The 22,287-nt window shown below is 66.9% G+C and carries 19 protein-coding genes; all 19 read right to left on the bottom strand.

The window, feature by feature from the left end:
• Positions 1 to 319: 319 nt before the first annotated feature.
• The 19 genes from HF684_RS11930 to HF684_RS12020 all read right to left on the bottom strand — a co-directional run bounded on the left by HF684_RS11930 (position 320) and on the right by HF684_RS12020 (position 22,222).
• Positions 320 to 946 carry a superoxide dismutase gene (locus HF684_RS11930; protein ID WP_101553700.1) on the bottom strand — a complete coding sequence of 209 codons (627 nt, stop codon included), beginning with the start codon at positions 944 to 946 and terminating at the stop codon, positions 320 to 322.
• 211 nt (positions 947 to 1,157) lie between these two features.
• Positions 1,158 to 2,324 (bottom strand): acyl-CoA dehydrogenase family protein, encoded by a 1,167-nt coding sequence (locus HF684_RS11935; RefSeq protein WP_169252644.1) that lies wholly within the window; start codon positions 2,322 to 2,324, stop codon positions 1,158 to 1,160.
• Positions 2,325 to 2,394: 70 nt separating this feature from the next.
• Positions 2,395 to 4,029, bottom strand: coding sequence for a thiamine pyrophosphate-binding protein (locus HF684_RS11940; RefSeq protein WP_169252645.1), 1,635 nt, complete (start codon positions 4,027 to 4,029; stop codon positions 2,395 to 2,397).
• A 2-nt stretch (positions 4,030 to 4,031) separates the two neighbouring features.
• Positions 4,032 to 6,134, bottom strand: coding sequence for an acetate--CoA ligase family protein (locus HF684_RS11945; protein ID WP_169252646.1), 2,103 nt, complete (start codon positions 6,132 to 6,134; stop codon positions 4,032 to 4,034).
• Between the two features lie 4 nt (positions 6,135 to 6,138).
• Positions 6,139 to 7,335, bottom strand: coding sequence for a Glu/Leu/Phe/Val dehydrogenase dimerization domain-containing protein (locus tag HF684_RS11950; protein WP_169252647.1), 1,197 nt, complete (start codon positions 7,333 to 7,335; stop codon positions 6,139 to 6,141).
• Between the two features lie 114 nt (positions 7,336 to 7,449).
• Complete coding sequence (locus tag HF684_RS11955) at positions 7,450 to 8,055, bottom strand: TetR/AcrR family transcriptional regulator (protein ID WP_169252648.1); 606 nt, start codon at positions 8,053 to 8,055, stop codon at positions 7,450 to 7,452.
• Between the two features lie 76 nt (positions 8,056 to 8,131).
• Positions 8,132 to 9,445 (bottom strand): pitrilysin family protein, encoded by a 1,314-nt coding sequence (locus tag HF684_RS11960; RefSeq protein WP_248278914.1) that lies wholly within the window; start codon positions 9,443 to 9,445, stop codon positions 8,132 to 8,134.
• Positions 9,446 to 9,507: 62 nt separating this feature from the next.
• The gene (locus tag HF684_RS11965; RefSeq protein ID WP_169252649.1) at positions 9,508 to 11,730 is read right to left on the bottom strand and encodes a polyribonucleotide nucleotidyltransferase; all 2,223 of its coding nucleotides are present in this window, start codon (positions 11,728 to 11,730) and stop codon (positions 9,508 to 9,510) included.
• A gap of 388 nt (positions 11,731 to 12,118) precedes the next feature.
• Positions 12,119 to 12,388 carry a 30S ribosomal protein S15 gene (gene rpsO / locus HF684_RS11970; protein ID WP_169252650.1) on the bottom strand — a complete coding sequence of 90 codons (270 nt, stop codon included), beginning with the start codon at positions 12,386 to 12,388 and terminating at the stop codon, positions 12,119 to 12,121.
• A 91-nt stretch (positions 12,389 to 12,479) separates the two neighbouring features.
• Positions 12,480 to 13,418 carry a bifunctional riboflavin kinase/FAD synthetase gene (locus tag HF684_RS11975; RefSeq protein ID WP_169252651.1) on the bottom strand — a complete coding sequence of 313 codons (939 nt, stop codon included), beginning with the start codon at positions 13,416 to 13,418 and terminating at the stop codon, positions 12,480 to 12,482.
• 101 nt (positions 13,419 to 13,519) lie between these two features.
• A complete protein-coding gene (locus HF684_RS11980; protein ID WP_169252652.1) occupies positions 13,520 to 13,891 on the bottom strand; it encodes a hypothetical protein in 372 nt (123 codons plus the stop codon).
• On the bottom strand, positions 13,881 to 14,501 hold the full coding sequence (locus HF684_RS11985) for a hypothetical protein (RefSeq protein ID WP_169252653.1): 621 nt from the start codon (positions 14,499 to 14,501) through the stop codon (positions 13,881 to 13,883). The genes HF684_RS11980 and HF684_RS11985 overlap by 11 nt, the downstream gene beginning before the upstream one ends.
• A gap of 100 nt (positions 14,502 to 14,601) precedes the next feature.
• On the bottom strand, positions 14,602 to 15,570 hold the full coding sequence (gene truB, locus HF684_RS11990; protein WP_169252654.1) for a tRNA pseudouridine(55) synthase TruB: 969 nt from the start codon (positions 15,568 to 15,570) through the stop codon (positions 14,602 to 14,604).
• A 12-nt stretch (positions 15,571 to 15,582) separates the two neighbouring features.
• Positions 15,583 to 16,458 carry a ligand-binding protein SH3 gene (locus tag HF684_RS11995; protein ID WP_169252655.1) on the bottom strand — a complete coding sequence of 292 codons (876 nt, stop codon included), beginning with the start codon at positions 16,456 to 16,458 and terminating at the stop codon, positions 15,583 to 15,585.
• Between the two features lie 191 nt (positions 16,459 to 16,649).
• Positions 16,650 to 17,084 (bottom strand): 30S ribosome-binding factor RbfA, encoded by a 435-nt coding sequence (rbfA, locus tag HF684_RS12000; RefSeq protein ID WP_169252656.1) that lies wholly within the window; start codon positions 17,082 to 17,084, stop codon positions 16,650 to 16,652.
• A gap of 190 nt (positions 17,085 to 17,274) precedes the next feature.
• Positions 17,275 to 20,178, bottom strand: coding sequence for a translation initiation factor IF-2 (infB, locus tag HF684_RS12005; protein ID WP_169252657.1), 2,904 nt, complete (start codon positions 20,176 to 20,178; stop codon positions 17,275 to 17,277).
• 130 nt (positions 20,179 to 20,308) lie between these two features.
• Positions 20,309 to 20,584 carry a YlxR family protein gene (locus HF684_RS12010; protein WP_101553794.1) on the bottom strand — a complete coding sequence of 92 codons (276 nt, stop codon included), beginning with the start codon at positions 20,582 to 20,584 and terminating at the stop codon, positions 20,309 to 20,311.
• A 73-nt stretch (positions 20,585 to 20,657) separates the two neighbouring features.
• Complete coding sequence (nusA, locus tag HF684_RS12015) at positions 20,658 to 21,620, bottom strand: transcription termination factor NusA (protein WP_169252658.1); 963 nt, start codon at positions 21,618 to 21,620, stop codon at positions 20,658 to 20,660.
• A 137-nt stretch (positions 21,621 to 21,757) separates the two neighbouring features.
• The gene (locus HF684_RS12020; protein ID WP_169252659.1) at positions 21,758 to 22,222 is read right to left on the bottom strand and encodes a ribosome assembly cofactor RimP; all 465 of its coding nucleotides are present in this window, start codon (positions 22,220 to 22,222) and stop codon (positions 21,758 to 21,760) included.
• Between the last annotated feature and the right edge of the window lie 65 nt (positions 22,223 to 22,287).

Genomic DNA, 22,287 nt, shown 5'->3' on the forward strand with positions numbered 1-22,287 from the left:
GTCGGAACGAGGCGAGACGACCGGTAAGATCTCCGCCAGCCAGTCTAGCGACCCTGAACGGGTCTCATCACATCCTGTGACCCTCCGAACACTCTTGTTACTACCTGACGGGGGCCCAGCAACCTCGCGCGAGGTTGCTGGGCCCCCGTCGGGTAGTTCTAGCTCGGTCGGAGGGTTGCACTCATTCGGTCACCCTATCCGCGGTTGGGGGTCCAGCCGCCGCTCCGCCGGTGCCCGTTCCGCGCCCCCGAACAACGTGACGGCGGCCCAGCAACCTCGCGCGAGGTTGCTGGGCCGCCGTCAGGTAGCAATTGGGGTGTCAGCCGAGGAGGAGGCCCTTGGTCTGAGCGACTGCGCGGTCGAAACGTGCGCCGGCGTCGGCCCAGTTGACGATGTTCCACCAAGCCTTGACGTAGTCGGGCTTGACGTTCTGGTAGTCGAGGTAGAAGGCGTGCTCCCACATGTCGAGCTGCAGAACCGGGGTGCCGCCGAGCTGGATGTCGGACTGCTGGTCCTTGAGCTGTTCGATGAAGAGGTTCCCGCCGAGCTGGTCGTAGACGAGGACGGCCCAGCCGGAGCCCTGGATCGTGGTGGCCGCGGTGGTGAAGTGCTCGCGGAACTTGTCGAACGAACCGAACTGGTCGTCGATGGCTGCGGCGAGTTCACCGACCGGCTTGTCTCCACCGTCCGGGGACATGTTGTTCCAGAAGATCGAGTGGTTGACGTGACCGCCCAGGTTGAACGCGAGGTCGCGGGTCAGCTTCGGCACATTCGCGAGGTTGCCGGATTCGCGAGCTTCGGCCAGTTGCTGGGCGGCGGTGTTGGCGCCCTTGACGTAGGTGGCGTGGTGCTTGTCGTGGTGCAGCTCCATGATGCGAGCCGAGATGTGCGGCTCAAGAGCGGAGTAGTCGTAGGGCAGTTCCGGAAGTGTGTACTGCTCAGCCATGAGATTCCTCCTGATCAGATTTGATGACCACCACATCGGTGGCTTCATTTCGACCCTATCCCAGGGTCTCATCTCGGACAACAAGGGGATCCGACAACCTATTCCATATGACGCGAGGTGACACCTCGACACCCGTCCGGAAAGACTGACACCCTCACCGAGGCGGCCCCGACGTCAGCCTGCCACCGTCACCTGCGTGCCGGTGACGGTTTCACCCGAGGTTGCGTGAGATGAGCAGCCGCATGATGTCCGAGGTGCCCTCCTCGATCTCCTCGAGCTTGGCATCGCGCATCCACTGCTCAACGGGATGCTCTCGCGAATACCCCCATCCGCCGAGGGTCTGCACGGCCGCCCACGTGCAGAACATCGCCGTTTCCGAGGCATTCAGCTTCGCCATGGCCGCCGCGGCCGTCATCTGCTGCCGATCCACGGCGTCACCGGCGTCGAGCATCCGCGCCGCATTGAGCACCTGCAGCCACGCCGCATCAATCCGCGAGGACATATCCGCCAGCCGGAACGCCACGGCCTGGTGATCGATGATCTTCGTCCCGAACTGCGTGCGCTCTCGCGCATAGTCACGCGCATATTCGAAGGCCGCCCGTGCCGTGCCGAGCGCCGCAGCCCCGAGCACCACCCGTGAGATGTCGAAGGTGCGCATGAGTCCGTAGAAGCCCTGCCCTTCCTCGCCGAGGCGGCCCGAAGTGGGCACGAATGCGTCGGAGAGGAAGATCTCCCGACACACGATGGCCCGCTGTCCCATCTTCTTCATCGGCGCCCCGAACTCCATCCCCTCGGTCTCCCGCGGCAGCAGGAATGCGCTGATCCCGCGCGAACGCTGCGAGGAGTCGGTTTTGGCGAAGACGACGTAGAAGTCGGCGAGCCCCGCGTTCGAGATCCAGGCCTTCTGCCCGTTGAGCACGTACCCGCCGTCGACGGCATCCGCCCGGGTGATAATCGACGCCGAATCCGATCCGGAGCCGGGTTCCGTCGTCGCCAGCGCCGTGATCTTCGGCTCCGGCCCCGTGAGAGGTCGCAGCCACTCCTCCTTCTGCTCCGGCGTGCCCAATGCGAGGATCGGGTCGGCGAAGAAGCCGTTCGAGCACACGAAGTTCCCGATGCCCGGATCCCCGAAGCACAGCTGCTCCTGGACGAGGCATTGGGTGAAGACATCGGTGAATCCGCCGCCGCCGAATTCCTCGGGGATCATGAAGTCGGTGATCCCGAGCTTCGCGGCGGCGGTGAAGATGTCGACGGGCGATTCGGTGTCGGCTTCGTCGACGCGGCGACCGGCCGGTCGGATCGTGTCGTGAGCGAATCCGCGCACGAGGTCGAGGATGTCGTGCTGTTCATCGGTCAGCGGCCACGGTGTGTAGTTCATCGGTTCTCCTTCGCATTGTCAGTGGAGGTCGGGCGCCCCATTGCGCCCGACTGACGTCCCTCGTCCCCAGTCAGTCGAGCATGTCCGCTCCGGCCCGGGAATCCTCGGTGATGTGGATGAGTGTCGGACCATTTGCTGCTTCCGCCTCGGTGAGAGCGGCCAGCAGCGCATCTGCCCCGTCGACATGGACCCCGCGCGCCCCCATCGCCTGCGCCAGCGCCGGGAAGTCCGGTCCGGTCAGCCTCACCCCGGACGGGGTGTCCCCGCGGTCGTCCATCTCGTTGCGGATCTCCCCGTACCCGCCGTTGTCGACGATGATGAGGCTCATCCGCACGCCTGCCTGGACGGCTGCGGCGAGTTCGGCGATCGTGAACATCGATCCCCCGTCGCCTTCGACCGCGACCACTCTGGCCCGTGGAGCAGCGAGTTTCGCACCGATTCCGGCGGGCAGACCGAAGCCGAGCGTGCCCGCCCCTGCCGGGTAGAGGAACCGGTCACCGGGGCGAGCTTTCCATCCGGTCTGCACCCCGTAGTAGCAGGCCATCGTCGAGTCCGCCGCGACGATGAGCGGAGAGTCGTCGGTCTCCGCGAACGCGGTGAGCGCCGTCGAGAGATCGGCCCAGGGGCGGCCGTCGGATTCCATCGCCGAGGCGGCCCTTGCTTTCCAGCCGGCCCTCCAGTCCCGTGCGGCGAAGGTCGCGGACTCCGTCCGCAGCACGGACATCCGCTCGTTCAATGCCGCAGTCGCGTCCTTCGCGGCGGCGAGGATCGGATGGCTGACGTCAGCGTTCGTGAGCATCTGCACCTCGTCGATGTCGATGCGCACAACGGTGTCGGGCAGCGGCAGCGGTTCCGGCCAGAAGTCGCTGGGGGCCAGTTCGGTGCCGATCGCGATGACCGCATCGGCATCGCCCGTGAGCTCGGGGAGCAGTTCGAGGACCCCGATGGCGCCGATGGTGGTCTCGGCGCGGTCATCGACGAGTCCCTTCGCATTCGACGACAGGACGATTCCCGCTCCGAGCGTCTCCGCCAACGCTGCGACCTCCTCTCCTGCTCCGTGAGCTCCGGCGCCGGCGATGATGAGCGGTCGCGTCGAACCGGCGATCGCCTCGGCGGCGGCATCGATCGCTGAGGGCACGGGAGCCGGCAGTGCCCGGGTCACGGACGGGTGGCGTGTTCCGGGGCCGGCGGCTTCGATGAGATCGAGCGGGATCTCGATTGCGGCCGGACGGGTCCGCCCCGAACGCATCGCCGACAGTGTCTGCCCCACCGCCAGCGACACCTCGCCGGGGCTCGTGACCCGCATGACCTCGGTGAGGACGGCTGAGAGAGCCGCGGACTGATCGCGGACCTCATGGAGGAGCCCGTTGCCGCGGCCGGGGTGGGTCAGCGGCATGCCCGGCGTGATGAGGAGGACGGGTACGGAGTCGGTGAAGGACTGCAGCAGTGCGGTGAGCGCATTGAGCGCGGCCGGTCCGGTGGTCGTGACGACGACCTGCACCTCGCCGGTGACGCGGGCGGCGCCGTCGGCCATATAGCCCGCGCCCTGTTCGTGGCGGGGTGAGACGATGTCGATTCCGGCGGCACTCAGCTGCGCGAAGATCTCGAGGTTGTGGGTGCCGGGGATACCGAAGACACGGGTGATCCCTTCGGCCTGGAGTGCGCGAGCCAGATGCGCCCCGCCGGTGATGGTCGTCTGGTCCATTCTCAGTCCTCGCTGTTCGGGTTCTCTGCTGACACGTAGGCTGCTGACACGTTCTCCGCTGGCGGGTTGTCCGTCGTCACGACGAGTGCGTCGACAGCCAGGGCGCCGTCCGGGGCGACTCGCACCGGGTTGATCTCGATTTCGGCGATGGCGTTGTTCCCGGCCACCAGTCGGGACACCGCGACGATGACCTCGGCCAGGGCGTCGATGTCCGCGGCGGGCCTGCCCCGCCATCCGGTGAGCAGCCGCGAGCAGCTCAGCCGCGCGATCATGTCGACGGCTTCGGTGTGGGTGACGGGGGCGAGTTCGAGCCACGTGTCGGCGAAGAGTTCGGTCTCCGTCCCGCCGGCGGCGACGATGACGAGCGGCCCGAAGTTCTCGTCCTGCCGACCCCCGACGAGGATCTCGACGACATGGTCACGTGTGTCCATCTCCTCGAGGATGTACTCACCCTCGCCGAGGCGGCCCACCATGTCCGCATACGCCGTTTCGACCGCGTGGAGGTCGTTCAGCCCCAGCGCGATGCCCCCGACCTCGGTCTTGTGGGCAGGCCATCCGGCCTTGAGCGCGAACGGTGGATTGAGTCCGGAATCCAGGACCGCCTCGGCGGGTGCACGGGTCTCCCCCGGGCCCACGCTGCCCACGGTCACAGCGGCAGGGACGGGAATCCCCGCGTCCTCGATCACCGCTCGGGCAGCGGCGTATCCGGTGCCCCACGGGGTGACGGGGCCGGTGAGTTCGAGTGATTCGGTGAGCCGGCCCGAATGGGCGGCGTAGAAGCCGGCGCGGGCGAGCACGCGCATGGCCGCTTCGATGGAGGTGCAGACGGGGACGCCGAGCTCCCAGAGTCGGGTGACGGCCGGCGAGGATGCGCTCATCGAGTGGACGATGACGGGTTTCTTCGCCTCGGCGACGAGGTCACCCAACCGGTCGACGACGGCCAGTTCCCGGTCGATGAGGTCGGGGACGTCCTCGCCGTAGCAGCCGAAGTATCCGGACAGGACGACGGCGTCGATGTCCGCGTCGGCCAGCAGCACCTCGGCGAGGTCCGCGTAGACGTCGAGGTTCTTCTCCCCTGCGCCGTCGAGGTCGATGGGGTTGTCGATGTGGTCGGCGTCGGTGAGGATTCCGGCGGCACGTTGTCGCGTGGTCGGGGTCAGCTCGGTGACATTGAGACCCCAGCTCTCGGCCGTGTCGGCGGCGATCGCTCCCTGCCCGCCGGAGTCGGAGAGCACACCGATGCGCGGGCCGTTCGGCAACCAGGCCGAGGCGAAGAATCCGGCGAGTTCGACGAGCTGGCCGGGGGTGGTCAGGCGAATGGAGCCGGCGGCCCGGCAGGCGGCGTCGATGGTGTCCATGGCCGTGGTCATCGACCCGGTGTGGGATCGTGCCAGTCGCGCTCCTGCACTGGAGGCTCCGGTGGTCAGGATCATCGTCGGCTTCCCGGCGGCGCGCAGGGCTTTGAGGGCCGAGACGAGGGCGCCGCCGCCGGTGAAGGATTCGAGGTAGAGCGCGACCTGAGCGGTGGCGGGGTCGTCGACGAGGGTGGTGAGCACCTCGGCGGCGCGGACGTCGGATTGGCCGCCGATCGACGCGAACCGGGAGATGCCGAGTCCGCTGCGGGCCGCGAGGGTGGCGATCTCCGTGCCGAGCTGTCCGCTCTGGGTGACCACGGCGAGACTTCCGGGGGTGAAATTGCCCCAGGCCAGGAGCAGATCAGCGTGTGAGTCGACGAGACCTAAGGAATTCGGGCCGATGAGGCGGCCGCCGGCTTCACGGATCGTGGCAGCCAATGCGTCGGCGTCGGGGACGCGGGCGGAGATGATGAGGAAGGCGCGCACTCCGTTCTCGAGTGCTTCGGCGACGACTCCCCCGACGGTCGGGCCGGGCACGGAGATGACGAGCAGCTCCGGGGTCTCCGGCAGGTCGCTGAGGCGAGCGGACGTCGGCCGGCCCTGGATCGAGGCGGCTGTGGCGTTAATGAGGTAGACGCGGCGGCGCTCGGATCCGCGCAGGGCTCCGGCGGCGAGCCAGAAACCCCATTTGCTGGAATCGTTCGAGGCCCCGAGGACGGCGACGCTGCCGGGATCGAAGAACGCGTCCATGTCGCTAGCTTTCCAGCGCCGAGGCGGGGGCGGCGGTGTTTTCGGCAGAGGCCGCGTGGAGTGCGGCGAGGTTCGCATCGACCTTCGCCTGGGCTGCCGCCCGGGGGCTGATGCCCTGGTCGCGGGCGGCGATGAGGACTTCGGCGGTGAGGTCGTACAGGGTGGTGGTGACGATGGCGCGACTGTCGTCCCAACTGCCGTCGACATCGCCGAAGGTCACCCACCACCACCAGGCGTTCGTCGCTGAGTTCGCGAGGAAGTCCGGGATGACGGTGACGCCGCGGGCCAGCAGCGTCTCTTCGGCTGCGGGCAGGACGGGCATGTTCGCGGCCTCGACGATGAGTGAGGCGGTGATGCGGTCGCAGTTGTCCGGCGTGATCGAGTAGCTCACCGCAGCAGGGATCAGGACGTCGGCGGCGGCGGCGAGCCAGTCGTCACGATCGCCGACACGGTCCTCGGGGCGCAGCGCTGCGCGATCGATGCCGCCGAACTGGTCGCGGGTGGTCAGCAGCGCTTCGACGTCGAGTCCCGCGGGGTTGGTGACGAGTCCGTCGGCATCGGCGATGCCGACGATGCGCAGTCCCGCCTCGGCGAGGTAGCGGGCGGTGGCTCCGCCCATGGAGCCGAATCCCTGGATGACGGCTGTGGATTCGCCGGGGTCGCGGCCGGCGTCGTGCAGGGCGGCGAGCACCGAGGTGGCCACGCCGAGACCGCCGACGAGTTCGTCCTGGGCGAGGCCGTCGACGATGGTGGAGAACGCCTTGTCCGCGCGGGCTTCGACGGCGGCCGGATCGTCGACGAGCTTGTCGACGGCGGACAGTCCTGAGCCGAGTGCGCGGCGGTCGAGGATCTCGTCGATGTCGTCCTGGCGGACACCGAGGTCTTCGCCGAGAGCCCAGTAGGCGTGCATGATCGGATTGATGTCGACGAGGAAGCGTTCGAGGACGTCCTTGGCTCCGGGTGCGCGGGGGTCGAAGTCGATGCCACCCTTGGCACCGCCGACGGGCACATAGTGTCGTCCCTCGCGGAGGTGGATGGCTTCCTTGCGGGTCATCCCCTGGGCGAGTCCGCGCACTTCGTCGAGCGAGCAGCCCTTGCGCATGCGCAGTCCGCCCGACGCGGTGCCGCGCACGAGGGTGTCGATGACGACATAGCCTGCCGCGCCGGTGACAGAGTCCTGCCAGGTGATGTCCATGAACATGGGGCCTCCAGGAGAGTCGGGAGCAGATGACGTCCAAGTCTTACTGAATCGCTATTCAGTAACGTGTACGACTCAAGTCTGACGGCGCGATGCCCACCACGTCAAGGGGCGTGCTCACCCGAGCTCGCGGCGGAGGAAGTCGTCGACCCAGGCGCTCAGCGCCTCAGTGTCGACGGCCTGCGAATTGACCATCACCTGGATCGCCAGACCGTCGAGGAAGGCCAGTACCCGGGTCGCACCCGCCTCGGTGCCGCCGTCCGGGGCCGAGCATTCGCCTGCCGCGATGGCCTCGTCCATGAGGCCCACGAGGATCGACTTCCACTCCTGGTCGAGAGCGGCGAATGTCGACCGCAGAGCGTCGTCGACGAGTCCGGCCGACCAGCCGTCGATCCAGATCTTCCAGCTGCGCGAGGACCCGCGGGGCAGGTACCAGCCGACGACGTCCCGCAATCGCTGGAGAGCGGATGCACTCCCCCTCGCCGAGGCAGCCCCGGCCGCCAGTTCCCTGGCGTGGTCGATGTCCTGGCGCCCGGCGAAGTCGAAGGCCTCGGCCACGAGGGCTTCCTTCGTCTCGAAGTGGTAGATGACGAGGCTGGCGCTCAAACCCAGACGGGCAGCGACGTCGGAGACGCGCAGCCCGCGCAGACCCGTCGCCTCGATCTCCTCGACCGTGGCCGCCAGGATCTCCTCCCGACGGACCGCTGCGTTCTTCCTCGCCATCTCGCCTGTCCCCTCTACGTTCCTGCTGGCGGGCGTCCCGCGTCCGAGAGCCGAAGCTCTGGACGCGGCGACGCGCTCAGGGCAGTTCGACCTCGGCAGCCGGTCCGACCAGGGCCAGAGCCTTGGGCCGCGACAGCAGCCGCCCGGCCATCTCGCTGACGTCCTCGGCCGTGACCGAGCGGACACGTTCGATGAGGTCCATCGGCGATTCGAGCGGCAGCCCGAAGATCTCCGACCGCGCGAGACGGTTCATCCGCGCCGCAGAGGACTCGAGACCGAGCACCATCGAGCCTGAGAGCTGGGACACGATCTCGTCGAGCTCGAACTGGCTCGGCGTCTCCTGCGCCAAACGGTCCCATTCGCTCATGGCCAGGTCGACGACGGCCTGAGCGTTCTCGGCCGTACAGCCGGCGTAGATGCCGAAGGTGCCGGTATCCGTGAATTGACTGGCCACACAGTTCACGGCATAGGCCAGTCCACGCTCCTCGCGCACGCTCTGGAACAGCCGCGACGACATTCCGCCGCCGAGCATGGTCAGCATGACCGAGTAGATGAACCGGTCGTCATGGCCTTCTTCCAGACCTTCGCAGCCGAGCATGATGCCCAGCTGTTCGATGTCCTTGACCGTATGCGACTTCCCGGAGTGGAACTCAGGACGCACCCGGGCGGCCCCACCGAGGTGCGAGCCTTTCGCCACCGAGGCGGCCCCGCCGTCCGCGTCGCCGGTGTCCACCGAGTCCCCACCGTGAATGCCGTTCCCCGCACCCGACCAGACATCGGCACGGGACCCGAGCCCCGCCTCGGCGAGGGCATCCTCAACCATCGCGAGGACCTCTTCATGAGTCGCACCGCCCGCGGCGGCGATGACCAGGCGAGGCGGAATGTACGTCGACTGATAGTGGTCGATGACCGTGTGGTGGCCGAGCACGCGGATCTGATCCTTCGTCGCACCCACGGGCCGGGCCAGCGGATGCGTGCCGAAGACCAGGGAATCGAAGTCGTCGAAGAGGACGTCCCCGGGATCATCGGCGGACATGGCGAGCTCTTCGATGATGACTCCGCGCTCGCGCTCGAACTCCTCGGTATCGAGCTGGGAGTTCGAGACCATGTCGACGAGCAGCCCGGTGATGTTCGGCAGGTCCGTGACCAGGCACCGGGAGTAGTAGCAGGTGAGCTCCTTGGCGGTGATCGCATTCGAATCCCCGCCGGTGCGGTCGAAGGCCGCAGCGATGGACTTCGCATCCCTCGACCCGGTGCCCTTGAACAGCATGTGTTCGAGGAAATGCGTCGAGCCGGCGGTCTCGGCGGATTCGTCGCGGGACCCGGCGGCGACCCAGATCCCGATCGTCTCCGAGGCCAGGCCCGGCATGTGTTCGGTGGTCAGCGTCAAACCACCGGGGAGGACGGACCGATCGATTCGGCTGCCCTCCCCGGTGTGCGAACTCTTCAGTATCAGTTGTCTGATCCCTCTTCGTCCGACTTCTCGTCTTCGTCGGTGACCGGAGCCAGCGAGAGCTTGCCGCGGTCATCGATCTTCGTGATCTCGACCTGGACCTTCTGGCCCACGCCGACGACGTCCTCGACATCCTCGACGCGCTTGCCGTCGTTGAGCTTACGCAGCTCGGAGATGTGCAGCAGGCCGTCCTTGCCCGGGGTCAGTGAGACGAATGCGCCGAAGCTCATCGTCTTGACCACGGTGCCCAGGTAGCGTTCGCCGACCTCGGGAACCTGCGGGTTCGCGATCGCGTTGATCATCGAGCGGGCGGCCTCGGCGGCCGGTCCGTCCGTGGCACCGATGAGGACGGTTCCGTCGTCTTCGATGCTGATGTCCGCGCCGGTGTCCTCCTGGATCTGGTTGATCATCTTGCCCTTGGGCCCGATGACCTCACCGATCTTGTCGACGGGGATGTTCACGGAGATGATCCGCGGTGCCGTCGGTGCCATCTCGGCCGGGGCGTCGATGGCCTCAGCGATGACGTCGAGGATGACCATGCGTGCTTCGCGGGCCTGCTTGAGTGCGGCACCGAGCACCGAGGCGGGAAGGCCGTCGAGCTTGGTGTCGAGCTGGATCGCGGTGACGAAGTCACGCGTACCGGCGACCTTGAAGTCCATATCGCCGAAGGCATCTTCGGCACCGAGGATGTCGGTCAGAGCCGCGTACGCGGTCTGTTCACCCTGGTCGGTGGAGATGACATCGGAGACGAGTCCCATGGCGATGCCGGCGACGGGCGCCTGCAGCGGCACACCGGCCGAGAGCATGGCCAGCGTCGAGGCGCAGACCGAACCCATCGAGGTCGAACCGTTCGAACCGAGGGCCTCGGAGACCTCGCGGATCGCGTACGGGAAGTCCTCACGCTTGGGCAGAACGGGCACGAGGGCGCGTTCGGCCAGCGCTCCGTGGCCGATCTCGCGGCGCTTCGGGCTGCCCACACGACCGGTCTCACCGACCGAATAGGGCGGGAAGTTGTAGTGGTGCATGTAGCGCTTCGAGGTCTCGGGTGAGAGCGAGTCGATCGTCTGCTCGAGCTTGAGCATGTTGAGCGTGGTGATACCCAGGATCTGGGTCTCGCCGCGTTCGAAGATGGCCGAACCGTGCACGCGCGGGATGACGTTGGTCTCGGCGGTGAGCGGACGGATGTCCTTGAGCCCACGACCGTCGATGCGGACCTGCTCGGTGAGGATGCGCTTGCGCACGACCTGCTTGGTCAGCGCGTTGAGCGCGTTCGCGATCTCCTTCTCACGGCCTTCGAAGCGCTCGCCGAGCTTCTCGAAGAGCTCGTCGAGGAGGGCGGCGCCGGCGGCTTCGCGCTCCTGCTTGTCGGCGATTGTGAAGTTCTCGGTCTGCTTCGCCTCGGCGAGTTCCTTCACGGCCTCGTAGACGTCGTCCTCGTAGTCGCGGAAGACGGGGAATTCGACGGTCGGCTTCGCGGCACGATCGGCGAGTTCGGACTGCGCGCGGCAGAGCTCGGCGATGAACGGCTTCGCGGCTTCGAGACCTTCGGACACGACCTCCTCGGTGGGGGCCTGCGCGCCGGTCTTGATCTTGTCGATGGCGTTGTCGGTGGCTTCGGCCTCGACCATCATGATGGCGACGTCGTCACCGACCACGCGACCGGCGACGACCATGTTGAACACGGCGTCCTGAAGTTGCGAGTGGTTCGGGAACGCGACCCACTGGCCGTCGATGAGCGCGATGCGCACACCGCCGATGGGGCCGGAGAACGGCAGACCGGACAGCTGGGTCGACATCGAAGCGGCGTTGATGGCCAGGGCGTCGTAGATGTGGTCGGGGTTGACCGACATCACGGTGACGACGACCTGGACCTCGTTGCGCAGGCCCTTGACGAAGGACGGACGCAGCGGGCGGTCGATGAGGCGGCAGGTGAGGATCGCGTCGGTCGAGGGGCGTCCCTCGCGACGGAAGAACGAGCCGGGGATGCGGCCGGCGGCGTACATGCGCTCTTCGACGTCGACGGTCAGGGGGAAGAAGTCGAAGCCCTCACGGGGGTTCTTGCCGGCCGAGGTGGCCGAGAACAGCATGGTGTCGTCGTCGAGGTAGGCGACGGCGGAGCCGGCGGCCTGCTGGGCCAGCCGACCGGTTTCGAAGCGAATGGTGTGTTTGCCGAAGCTGCCGTTGTCGATATGGGCAACGGCGGATTCAGGGTTGAGTCCCACGTAGTCTCCTAGTTTGTGCCGGTGCGCGGCGGTCATCGCACGATCTGCAGCGCTCGAGGGTGGTCCCTCGACGCCACGAGGCAGCGCACTGCGTTGCGCAGTGCGAGACCCCGCGCCCTTCCGGCGGGATATTGGCAGTGGACGATGCATGGATCCACGCCGGTCATCGATCGGGGCCCACGGAACCGGTGCCGGCAGCCGCTTGCGTCTGCAAGTCGGTGTCGGCGCGCATTCCTCCGGAGGCCACTACCGAAGACCGAAACGTCCATGGCATGTGCGTCCACGCATGAGTCTACCGCAGAAGCACGAAAGCGCCCCACCGAGAGGTGGGACGCTTCCGAACTGTTCGACACGATCCGATCAGACGGGGCTGATCAGCAGAGTCGAATCAGCGGCGCAGGCCGAGGCGCTTGATGAGCGAACGGTAACGCTCGATGTCGACGTTCTGCAGGTACTTGAGCATGCGGCGACGCTGGCCGACGAGCAGCAGCAGGCCACGACGCGAGTGGTGGTCGTGCTTGTGATCCTTGAAGTGCTCGGTCAGGTCGGTGATCCGGCGGGTCAGCAGTGCAACCTGGACCTCGGGAGAACCGGTGTCGCCCTCATGAGTTGCATATTCCTTGATGATCTCTTGCTTCACAGCGGTATCGAGAGCCATGGAGTTCTCCTTCGTGTCGTTGCGCGGCGCAGGGACCTGAAGTCACTGCACTATGGGACCGCGGCCGGTGAAAACGGCAGAGATCAGCTTATCAGGTATGCAGGACTTCGCGCACATCGGCGATGTCCTCATGCATCTGCACGACGAGGTCGTCCATCCCGGTGAACGCGACCTGCCCGCGGATGCGGGAGACGAATTCGAGAGTCATCTCACGGTCGTAGACGTCGAATTCGCCGAATTCCTTGTCGAGCACGTACGCCTCGACCCGTCGGACCTGCCCCTGGAAGGTCGGGTTCGTGCCGACGGAGATCGCTGCCGGGTACGCTTGGTCCTCACCGTTGAACGTCGCCCATCCGGCATAGACGCCGTCGGCGGGGACGAGCCCGTCGGGATTCTCGGAGAGGTTCGCCGTCGGGAAGCCGAGATCGCGTCCGCGGGCATCACCGTGGACGACGGTGCCGTGAAGTGCATGGTAGCGGCCGAGCTGATCGGCCACCTCGGCGACATCACCGGCGGTGAGCTGTTCCCGGATCCGGGAGGACGAATACCGGCCCCCGCGCCCGACCTCGTCGATCGTCTCGGTTCGGAAGCCGAATTTCTCGCCGAGGCTGCGCAGGGTCTCGATCGTGCCTTCGTTGTCACGCCCGAAGCGGACGTCGTCGCCGACGACGACGATCTTCGCGCGCAGGGCTTCGACGAAATATCTGCGCACGAACTCCTCGGCCGACTGGGCGGCGAAGTCGAGGTCGTAGGGCTGGATGAGGAGGCCGTCGATTCCGGTGGCGGCGATGAGCTCGGCGCGCTGCCGGGTCGAGGTGATCATCACGGTCGGGTCATCGGGGCGGTGGACCGTGCGCGGGTGCGGGTCGAAGGTCATCGCGATCGAGCGCAGGCCATCCTGCCTGGCCAGGGCGGCGACGGCGGCAAGGACCGTCTGGTGTCCGCGGTGCACGCCGTCGAAGTTGCCGAGGGTGACGACGGTGCCGACAGCGTCGACCTCGACCTCACCGAGTCCGTGATACAGCTCCACCAGACATTCGCTCCTTCCGTGCACCGATTCAGATTATCGCAGACATCTTCCGCCTCCTAACCCGGACCTCGCCGAGGCGGGGAAGACTCGGGAGACCCTGGTCAGGCCACGATCGCCCAGCCGATGACGCCGAGGAGGGAGGCCAGGGCGATGGAGACGAACGTGCCGATGATGAACCGCTCCCCCGCTGCCGCCGAGGATTTGATCTCCGCGAAGCGACCGAGTCCTTTGACCGCGATGACCACGGCCATGAGTTCGGGCCGTCCGAGCACGATGGCTCCGGCGATGAGTGCACGCTCGACGATGCCGATCCACAGTCCGCCGCGCAGGACTTCGACATCCTCGGCCCCGGTCCGTTCGGGTTTGGCTCCCGGACCCGAATGGGTCAGGCGAAGGAGGAGCGGCACGAGCGGCCAGCCGATGAGCGCCGCGACGAGGGCGGCGGCGATGGCGACGAGCACCTCAGTCCACATGTGCGGCACCTTCCGACAGGCCTCGTTGGAGGCGGTCGAGGTGATGCCGAGCCAGGTGTTCGGCGCCGGAGACGATGTCGGCGGGACCGGCCGACAGCACGCGGGAGACGGCCTGCTGGGAGACGTCGAACTCCGCGGCGATCTCGGCCTGAGTCGCGTCGGGGTGGTCGAGGCGGTATCCGACGTAGCCGCGGGAGTGGCTGCGCAGCTCGGTCAGCGTGCTGATGAGAAGGCGCAGGGCCGCCTCCGCCAGGCCGCGATGGTCACTGTCCGGGTCGGCACTCACGACGAGGTTTGCAGGTGCGGACTTCGCCGCCTCGACCGCTTGACGGGCGGCGTAGAACGCCGCTCCCCTGCCCTCGGTGGTGGTCTCGGGCAGGGGCCGTTCGACCTCGCCGATTCCGATCCCGATATGCCAGCCGGCGTCGATGCCGATGCGGCGGACCGCCTCGGCGACGGCATCAGGGTCGTCGAGAACCCCTTGGACCTCGTCACCGATGGTGCGGGCGAAGGGGACGATCGCCTCGATCGGCGAGAGCACCTCGAGGATTCGGGGCACCGCGTCGGCGTGTGAGCGCGAGTCCTGCTGGTCGATGGTCAAGACGAACATAGGACAAGTAGATCAGATGACACCGAAAGATACAAGCATTTTGATTGTATTCATCCAATACAACATTGTTCGTTGTTTCAGTGGATCAGCCGGGTCCCGTTCAGGCGAGGTCGATGGCGAAGGCGGTCAGTGACTTCAGCCCGCCGCTGCGACGAACTTCGGCCACGGAGACGAGCGCATCGTCGCAGACGACGGCCACTTCGCGGTTCTCTGAGCCGCCGGTGTCGGCGGCGGCCCGGCCAACAGCGTCGGGGGCGGGGTCGGCATGCCAGTCGCCGGCAGGAACAGTCTTCCCCTGCATGAGCGCCCTGGCCCGACCGGCGTCGACGGTGACGACCGGCAGCAGGGTGCGGGCCGCCTCGGCGAGGGAGATGAGAGCGGGCGCGGGAACGTCGAGGTCCTCGGGCAGGGTCACGGCCTGGTCGATGTGGAAATCGCCGACGCGCGTCCGCCTGAGCGCGGTGAGGTGGCCGAAGACGCCGAGGTCGGTGCCGATATCGCGGGCCAGGGCGCGCACATACGTCCCGGACGAACAGTCGACTTCGACATCGACGTCGATGTGCCCTTCTTCCGCGGCGAAGCGGAGGTCGATGATCTGGAATTCCGAGACCTCGACGCGACGGGCCTTGAGTTCGACGTCCTCGCCGGCGCGGACGCGAGCGTAGGAGCGCTTGCCGTCGACCTTGATCGCCGAGACGGCGCTGGGCACCTGGTCGATGGGGCCGCGCAGCCTGGCCACGGCGGCTTCGATGGCCGCGGTGTCGACACGAGCGAGGTCGGCCGGGTCGGCGAAGCGATCGGGGTCGGAATCCGCATCATCGGTCGGGGTCGACGACCCCAGACGGATGGTGGCGAAATAGGTCTTCGAGACTCCGGTGATATAGGTGAGCAGCTTGGTGCCGCGGCCGAGGCCGAGGACGAGCACGCCCGTGGCCATCGGGTCGAGAGTACCGGCGTGGCCGACCTTCTTCGTCCCGAACCAGCGGCGGATGCGGGAGACCACACCGTGGGAGCTCAGCCCCTGCGGCTTGTCGCAGACGAGGACGCCCTGTGGGGAAGAATCGCTCACTGGGTCCGACGATCAGTTGAAGGACGCGTGCACGTGGTCGAAGTGGTTGGCGGTCGCGTCTCCGCGGTCCTCCATGCCCTTCCAGCCCTGTCCGGGCATCCAGATGCGCTGCTTCCAGATGACGTACTTGACGTTGAGGGCGCCCTGGTTCTGGATGAGGTAATCGGCGATGCGGTCGCCGGTGGAGCCGGTGATCATGATGTCGACGGCTTCTCCGGTGTTGTGGTCCGAACCGGTGCCGGGTCGACGCCCGCCGAAGGTCTTGACCTCGGGGAACTTCGCGCAGACGGCACGGTAGCCGTTGACGGCGTTCGGCAGCAGACCGGACTCGATCGACGACGACACGCTACAGGGCGGAGCCGAGGTGTCCGAGGAGGTGCCGCCGCCGGAGGACTTCTCATCGCCCGACTTCTCAGCGGAGGACGAATCGTCGCTCTTCTTCTCAGCGGCCGAGGATTCGGCGGTCGGCTCGGGCTTCGGCGGAGCCTTGACCTCGAGGTCGGTCTTCGAGGTCTTGTTCTTGTACTTCGGGTCGTCCTTGACCTTCTCCAGGTACTCTTCGCCGGCCTTCTTGCGTTCGGCGTCGAGTTCCTTCTGGCTCGGGGTCGAGGCAGTGGTCGACTCCTCCGGAGTCGTCGATGCTGCCTCGGTGGTGACGTTGCCGGACTCGGGCGGTCCCATGACGACGGTCGAACCGACGACGGCGGCGGTCGCGGCTGCCGGGACGGCGATCGCGGCGACGACGGGACGCTGCTTGACAGTCGCCAGCACGGAAGTCGCCGAGGACGGCGCATTCGCTGCGCGTCGGCCGGCGGGGCGCTTGCCGGGAGCCAGGTCCCGGATCAGCTGCTTCGCGAACGACGGCTTCGGTGAGGAGTGCTTACCCAATGCAGAATTCCCTTAACAGAGTCGTAATCATTTCGTTACCGCAAAAAGTCTACGACATCTCGGAAAGATAACAAAACTGTTACGAGAACTTTTTTCGCGACGTGACGAAGCTCAAATCCGACCCTCGGCCGACGTTCTGCCGCTCTCCCCCGATGACCAGGAGCGATGATCTGGCCAGCCGGATGCAGCGATCACTCCTCGTCGGCGTCGTCGGTCTTCTTGTACGGGTCGGATTCACCTGCATGCTGCGCGTTCTTGGCCAGCCCGGCCACGCGGGCATCGTCGGCGGCGGCCTGAGCGAGCAGTCCGTCGAGACGGGCGGCCGCCTCGGGGACGGCATCGGCGATGAATTCGAGACTCGGGGTCAGACGGATCGTCAGTCCCTTGCCGACCTCGGAGCGGATGAACCCCTTGGCGGACTCGAGGGCATGACCGGTGCCGACGAGGTCCTGGTCGTCGCCGTAGACGGTGTAGAAGATGGTGGCGTGCTGCAGATCGCCGGTCACGCGCACATCGGTGACGGTGACGAAGCCGAGGCGGGGGTCCTTGAGCTTGCGCTCGATGGTGCTGGCGACGATGACCTTGATCTGGTCGGCGATCTTGCGGGCCCGTGTCGAGTCTGCCATGGTACGTGTCCTTCTGTTCGGGGCCGGAACAACTCTTCCGGCCCTATATTAGCGGTGGAATCGAACCGGCTCCGGCCGGTCCCCGTTCGGGGGCCGACCGGAGCCGTCGACTCACGGTGTCAGTCCCATCCGTCTCCTCGGGTGCGCTGCTGCGCTCCGATCAGGCGGATGTGACTCGCGCGGCGACCGATCAGTCGCGCGGCTTCTCCTGCATCTCGAAGGTCTCGATGATATCGCCGACGCGCAGGTCGTTGAACTTGCCGAGTCCGATACCGCACTCGTAGCCCTCGCGGACCTCGGTCGCATCGTCCTTGAACCGGCGCAGCGATTCGATGTGGACGTTGTCGCCGATGACGATTCCGTCGCGGGTGACGCGAGCGGTCGAGTTCCGCTTGATGAGGCCGTCGCGGACGATCGAACCGGCGATGTTGCCGAACTTCGACGAGCGGAAGACCTCGCGGATCTCCGCAGTACCGGTCTGGACCTCTTCGTACTCGGGCTTGAGCATGCCCTTGAGCGAGGACTCGATGTCGTCGATCGCCTGGTAGATGACCGAGTAGTAGCGGACGTCGACGCCTTCGCGGTCGGCCAGGTCGCGAGCCTTCGCTTCCGGACGGACGTTGAAGCCGAGGACGATCGCGTTGTCGACCGTGGCCAGGTTGATGTCGTTCTCCGTGATCGCACCGACGCCGCGGTGGATGATCCGCAGGTCGACGTCGTCGCCCACATCGATCTTGAGCAGCGAATCCTCGAGTGCTTCGACGGCACCGGAGACGTCACCCTTGAGGATGAGGTTGAGCATGTCGACCTTGCCCTCGGCCAGAGCCTTCGTGAAGTCTTCGAGGCTGATGCGCTTGCGACCGCGAGCCTGAGCGGCGTTGCGCTCGATGGCGTCACGCTTCTCAGCGATCTGACGGGCCGTGCGATCGTCGTCGGTGGAGATGAACGAATCACCGGCACGCGGGACGGACGACAGACCGAGCACCTGCACGGGGCGGGAGGGTCCGGCCTCCTCGACGACGTTGCCGTTCTCATCGAACATCGCACGTACACGTCCGTAGGCGGTGCCGCAGACGATGGCGTCGCCCTGACGCAGGGTGCCCGACTCGACGAGGACGGTGGCAACCGCACCGCGGCCCTTGTCCAGCTTGGCTTCGATCGCGATGCCGCGAGCGGACTTGTCGGGGTTCGCCCGCAGGTCCAGCGCAGCATCGGTCGTCAGCAGCACGGACTCGAGCAGCTGGTCGATGCCCTCGCGCTTGAGCGCGGAGATCGGCACGAACATGGTCTCGCCGCCGTATTCCTCGGCCACGAGGTTGTACTCGGTCAGCTGCTGCATGACCTTGGCGGGGTTGGCGCCGTCCTTGTCGACCTTGTTCACGGCCACGACGATCGGCACGTCGGCCGCCTGAGCGTGATTGAGAGCTTCGATCGTCTGCGGCATCACGCCGTCATCGGCGGCGACCACGAGGATCGCGAGGTCCGTCGACTTCGCACCACGGGCACGCATGGCGGTGAACGCCTCGTGACCGGGGGTGTCGAGGAAGGTGAGCTTGCGCTCCTGGCCCTCGTGGTCGACCTCGACCTGGTAGGCACCGATGTGCTGGGTGATTCCGCCGGCCTCGCGGGAAGCGACATTGGCCGAGCGGATCGCATCGAGCAGCTTGGTCTTACCGTGGTCGACGTGACCCATGACGGTGATGACCGGCGGACGTGCCTGCAGGTCTTCATCGTCTTCTTCTGCGGCTTCGGCGTCGAGGTCGATGTCGAAGGTCTCCAGCAGCTCACGGTCTTCGTCTTCGGGCGAGACGATCTCGATCTTGTAGCCGAGCTCTTCGCCGAGGACCTCGAAGGTCGCCTCGTCGAGGGACTGGGTGATCGTGGCCATCTCACCGAGGTGGAAGAGCACGGTCACGAGGTTCGTCGGATCGGTGTTGATCTTCTCGGCGAAGTCGGCCAGCGAGGAGCCGCGACGCAGACGCAGCGGAGTGTTGCCGTCTCCGCGCGGAACGGTGACGCCACCGACCGACGGAGCCTGCATCTGCTCGAGCTCTGCGCGCTTCGCCCGCTTCGACTTGCGTCCCTTCTGACGGGGACCGCCGCCGCGGCCGAATGCACCCTGTGTGCTTCCGCGACCGCGACCTGAACCACGACCACCTGGACCGCCGCCGGGTCCGCGACGAGGACCGCCGGGAGCGCCGCCCGGTGCACCGGGTGCACCGCCGGGCGCATTTCCGCGTCCGCCGCCGCGACCGCGGCCGGGAGCGGGCTTGTTCAGCGCCGAGTTCTTCAGCATCGACGGGTTCGGGCGAGGTGCGCCCGGGCGTGGTGCCGGACGCGGGCCGCCGGAGGTCTCGTCACCGCCGGAGCGCTGCTTCTGACCGGGCTTCGGCATTCCCTGCGAGGGGGCGAACGGGTTGTTGCCGGGGCGGCCGCCCTGGCCTCCCTGACCGCCTTGGCCGCCCTGACCGCCGGAGCGACCGCCGGACTTGGGTCCGCGGCCGGGCTTCGGCATTCCCTGCGAGGAGGCGAAGGGGTTGTTGCCGGGACGTCCGGCACCGCGGCCGCCGGGCTTCGCCGCACCCGGCTTGGGTGCTCCGGGCTTCGGGGCGCCGGGCTTGGGCGCGGCAGACGGCTTCGGGGCGCCGGGCTTCGGCGCCGAGGAGGCAGCCGGCTTGGCCGCGGGAGCCTCGGTCGGATCGGCCTTCGGAGCGGCCGGCTTGGCGCCGGGCTTCGGTGCGGACTTCGCAGCGGGGGCGGCATCCTCGGCGGGGGCCGATTTCGCCGAGCCGGCAGACTTCGCAGCATCCGGCTTGGCAGCCGACTTCGCGGTGGGCTTGGGTGCGGGTTTCGCACCGGGCTTCGGGGCTCCGGGCTTCGCGGCCGGCTTGGTGGCCTTCTTCGCGCCGGTCGACTTCCCACCGTCGGCGGAAGCGGATTCGGCGAATGCCTCCTTCACGCGGCGCACGACGGGCGCTTCGAGCGTCGAAGAGGCGGAGCGAACGAATTCGCCCATGTCCTGGAGCTTTTCGAGGACGTTCTTACTTGTTGTGCCGAGCTCTTTCGCGAGCTCATGGACACGGGGCTTTGCCACAGTTCTCCTGTCCGGGTTCTTTCCCGGTCAGGAAAGAACCTCATCAATGAAGAGCAGTACTCATTTCACTGCTCTCTCGAATTCCGTCTGGGTGTCATCGTGCGACACTCACAACTTGTCATCCATTCGGCTACCCGTTCTCTTTGGGTTCGGTGTCCGGCCTCGGGAGGTCCGAGGCGGTGATCTTCGTTCGAAAGGATCGAGCGAAGGCGGCAGTGGTCAGGGCCCTGTTCAGGCACTTCTCATCGGGGTGCACCCACGCACCACGTCCCGGCAGTGTCGCTGACACGTCGTGGACGACGGCGGGATGCTGATCGGGGCGGAACACGAAGCGCGTCAGCTCGTCCCGACCGGCCCTCTGCCTACAGGCGATGCACGTCCTTACGGGTCCATCACCAACATTCACAATGAATGATTCTACAGCACCGGCACCCCCGCTCGCGCCAAGGGGGGCCAGTGGTGCCGATCACTGCGAAAGGCTACTCGCCTGCGACGATGTCGATCTTCCAACCGGTGAGCTTGGCCGCCAGGCGGGCGTTCTGCCCTTCCTTGCCGATCGCCAGGGACAGCTGGTCGAGGGGGACGACGGCACGGGATTCCTGCGCGGCGGCGTCGAGGATCTCGACGCTCCTGGCCTTGGCCGGGGACAGCGCGTGGGCGATGAACTTCGCCGGGTCGTCGGAGTAGTCGACGATGTCGATCTTCTCCTGGCCGAGTTCGTTCATCACCGCGCGCACACGTGAGCCGAGCTCGCCGATGCACGATCCCTTCGCGTTGACTCCCGGCTTCGTGGCGCGCACGGCGAGCTTCGTCCGGTGGCCGGCCTCGCGGGCCAGGGACACGATCTCGACGGTGCCGTCGGCGATCTCCGGGGCCTCATGGGCGAAGAGTCGGCGCACGAGGTTCGGGTGGGTGCGGGAGACGGTGACCGAGGTGCCCTTCGTGCCCTTGTGCACATCGGCGATGTAGACGCGCAGTCTGGTGCCGTGGGCGTAGGTCTCGCCGGGGACCTGTTCGTGCGGGGGCAGCACCGCCTCGACGTCGCCGATGTCGACCTGGACCATCTGCGGGTCCCGGCCCTGCTGGATGATGCCCGAGACGATCTCGCCCTCGCGGCCCTTGAACGTGCCGAGCAGGGTCTCGTCCTCGACATCGCGCAGCCGCTGGTGGATGACCTGTCGGGCGGTCTGGGCGGCGATGCGGCCGAAGCCGGTGGGAGTGTCGTCGAACTCGCCGATCGGGTTGTCGTCGTTGTCGAACTCCACGGCGAGGATGCGCACCTCACCGGTGGACTTGTCGAGTTCGGCACGGGCGTCGGGCCAGGCTCCTTCGGTCTTCTGGTAGGCGAGGAAGAGCGCCTGTTCGATGAGCTCGATGAGGGTTTCCAGCGGAATCTCACGCTCTCGTTCGATCACGCGCAGAACATTGAGGTCGATGTCCATGTCTAAATCCTCTCTCGCTCAACCGAGCATTGAATTGTCTGTGTTCACTTATGCAGGCGTAACAGTCTATCCCAGTCCGCGCCCGCACTCTGTCCGTGCTGGGGCGACCTCGCCGCCGGCGGAGCGTGAGGTTCGCCTCAGCGGAACTTCAGTTCCACCTGAGCCTTGCGGATCTCGCCGAGGTCGACCGTCTTCGACTCCTTGCGCTGGGGGTCCGTGCCCGTGATCGAACTCTCCCCCACCTCGGCGAGGTCGAGCTTGAAGGTGTCCTTCTTCGTCGTGATCTCCAGGCGCCGGCCGATGACGCGTCGGAAGTGGCGGGGGGTCTCGAGCTTCCGGGTGGCACCGGGGCTCGTGACCTCGAGCTGATAGGGCTTGTCCCGGAAGATCTCGACCTCATCGAGGGCGTCGCCGACGATCTTCGTCGATTCGGCGATCTTCTCCATCGACATCGGATCGGTGCTCGATTCGTCGAGGTCGACGACGACGGTGAGCGTGCGCCGTGGTCCGGCAGCGACGGCTTTGACGGTCTCGAGGTGGAATCCCGCATCCTGCAGGGGCGGGGCGAGCAGGCCCTTGATCCGCTCGACGTCTTCGTCCATGTCTCCTCCATTTCTCTGGCCTCTCCCCTCGCCGAGGCGGGGCGCGGGGCCGGCGCACCGTGCAC

Origin of the sequence: Brevibacterium sp. 'Marine' (genome assembly GCF_012844365.1) — a bacterium.
GTDB lineage: Bacteria > Actinomycetota > Actinomycetes > Actinomycetales > Brevibacteriaceae > Brevibacterium.

Bases quoted from the DNA above. Each gene is read 5' to 3' on its own strand.
- HF684_RS11955 (WP_169252648.1), bottom strand. From the start codon at position 8,055: ATGGCGAGGAAGAACGCAGCGGTCCGTCGGGAGGAGATCCTGGCGGCC.
- rbfA (WP_169252656.1), bottom strand. From the start codon at position 17,084: ATGGCAGACTCGACACGGGCCCGCAAGATCGCCGACCAGATCAAGGTC.
- HF684_RS11940 (WP_169252645.1), bottom strand. From the start codon at position 4,029: ATGGACCAGACGACCATCACCGGCGGGGCGCATCTGGCTCGCGCACTC.
- HF684_RS12020 (WP_169252659.1), bottom strand. From the start codon at position 22,222: ATGGACGAAGACGTCGAGCGGATCAAGGGCCTGCTCGCCCCGCCCCTG.
- HF684_RS11950 (WP_169252647.1), bottom strand. From the start codon at position 7,335: ATGTTCATGGACATCACCTGGCAGGACTCTGTCACCGGCGCGGCAGGC.
- HF684_RS11935 (WP_169252644.1), bottom strand. From the start codon at position 2,324: ATGAACTACACACCGTGGCCGCTGACCGATGAACAGCACGACATCCTC.
- HF684_RS11930 (WP_101553700.1), bottom strand. From the start codon at position 946: ATGGCTGAGCAGTACACACTTCCGGAACTGCCCTACGACTACTCCGCT.
- HF684_RS11945 (WP_169252646.1), bottom strand. From the start codon at position 6,134: ATGGACGCGTTCTTCGATCCCGGCAGCGTCGCCGTCCTCGGGGCCTCG.
- HF684_RS11985 (WP_169252653.1), bottom strand. From the start codon at position 14,501: ATGTTCGTCTTGACCATCGACCAGCAGGACTCGCGCTCACACGCCGAC.
- rpsO (WP_169252650.1), bottom strand. From the start codon at position 12,388: ATGGCTCTCGATACCGCTGTGAAGCAAGAGATCATCAAGGAATATGCA.
- HF684_RS11980 (WP_169252652.1), bottom strand. From the start codon at position 13,891: ATGTGGACTGAGGTGCTCGTCGCCATCGCCGCCGCCCTCGTCGCGGCG.
- nusA (WP_169252658.1), bottom strand. From the start codon at position 21,620: ATGGACATCGACCTCAATGTTCTGCGCGTGATCGAACGAGAGCGTGAG.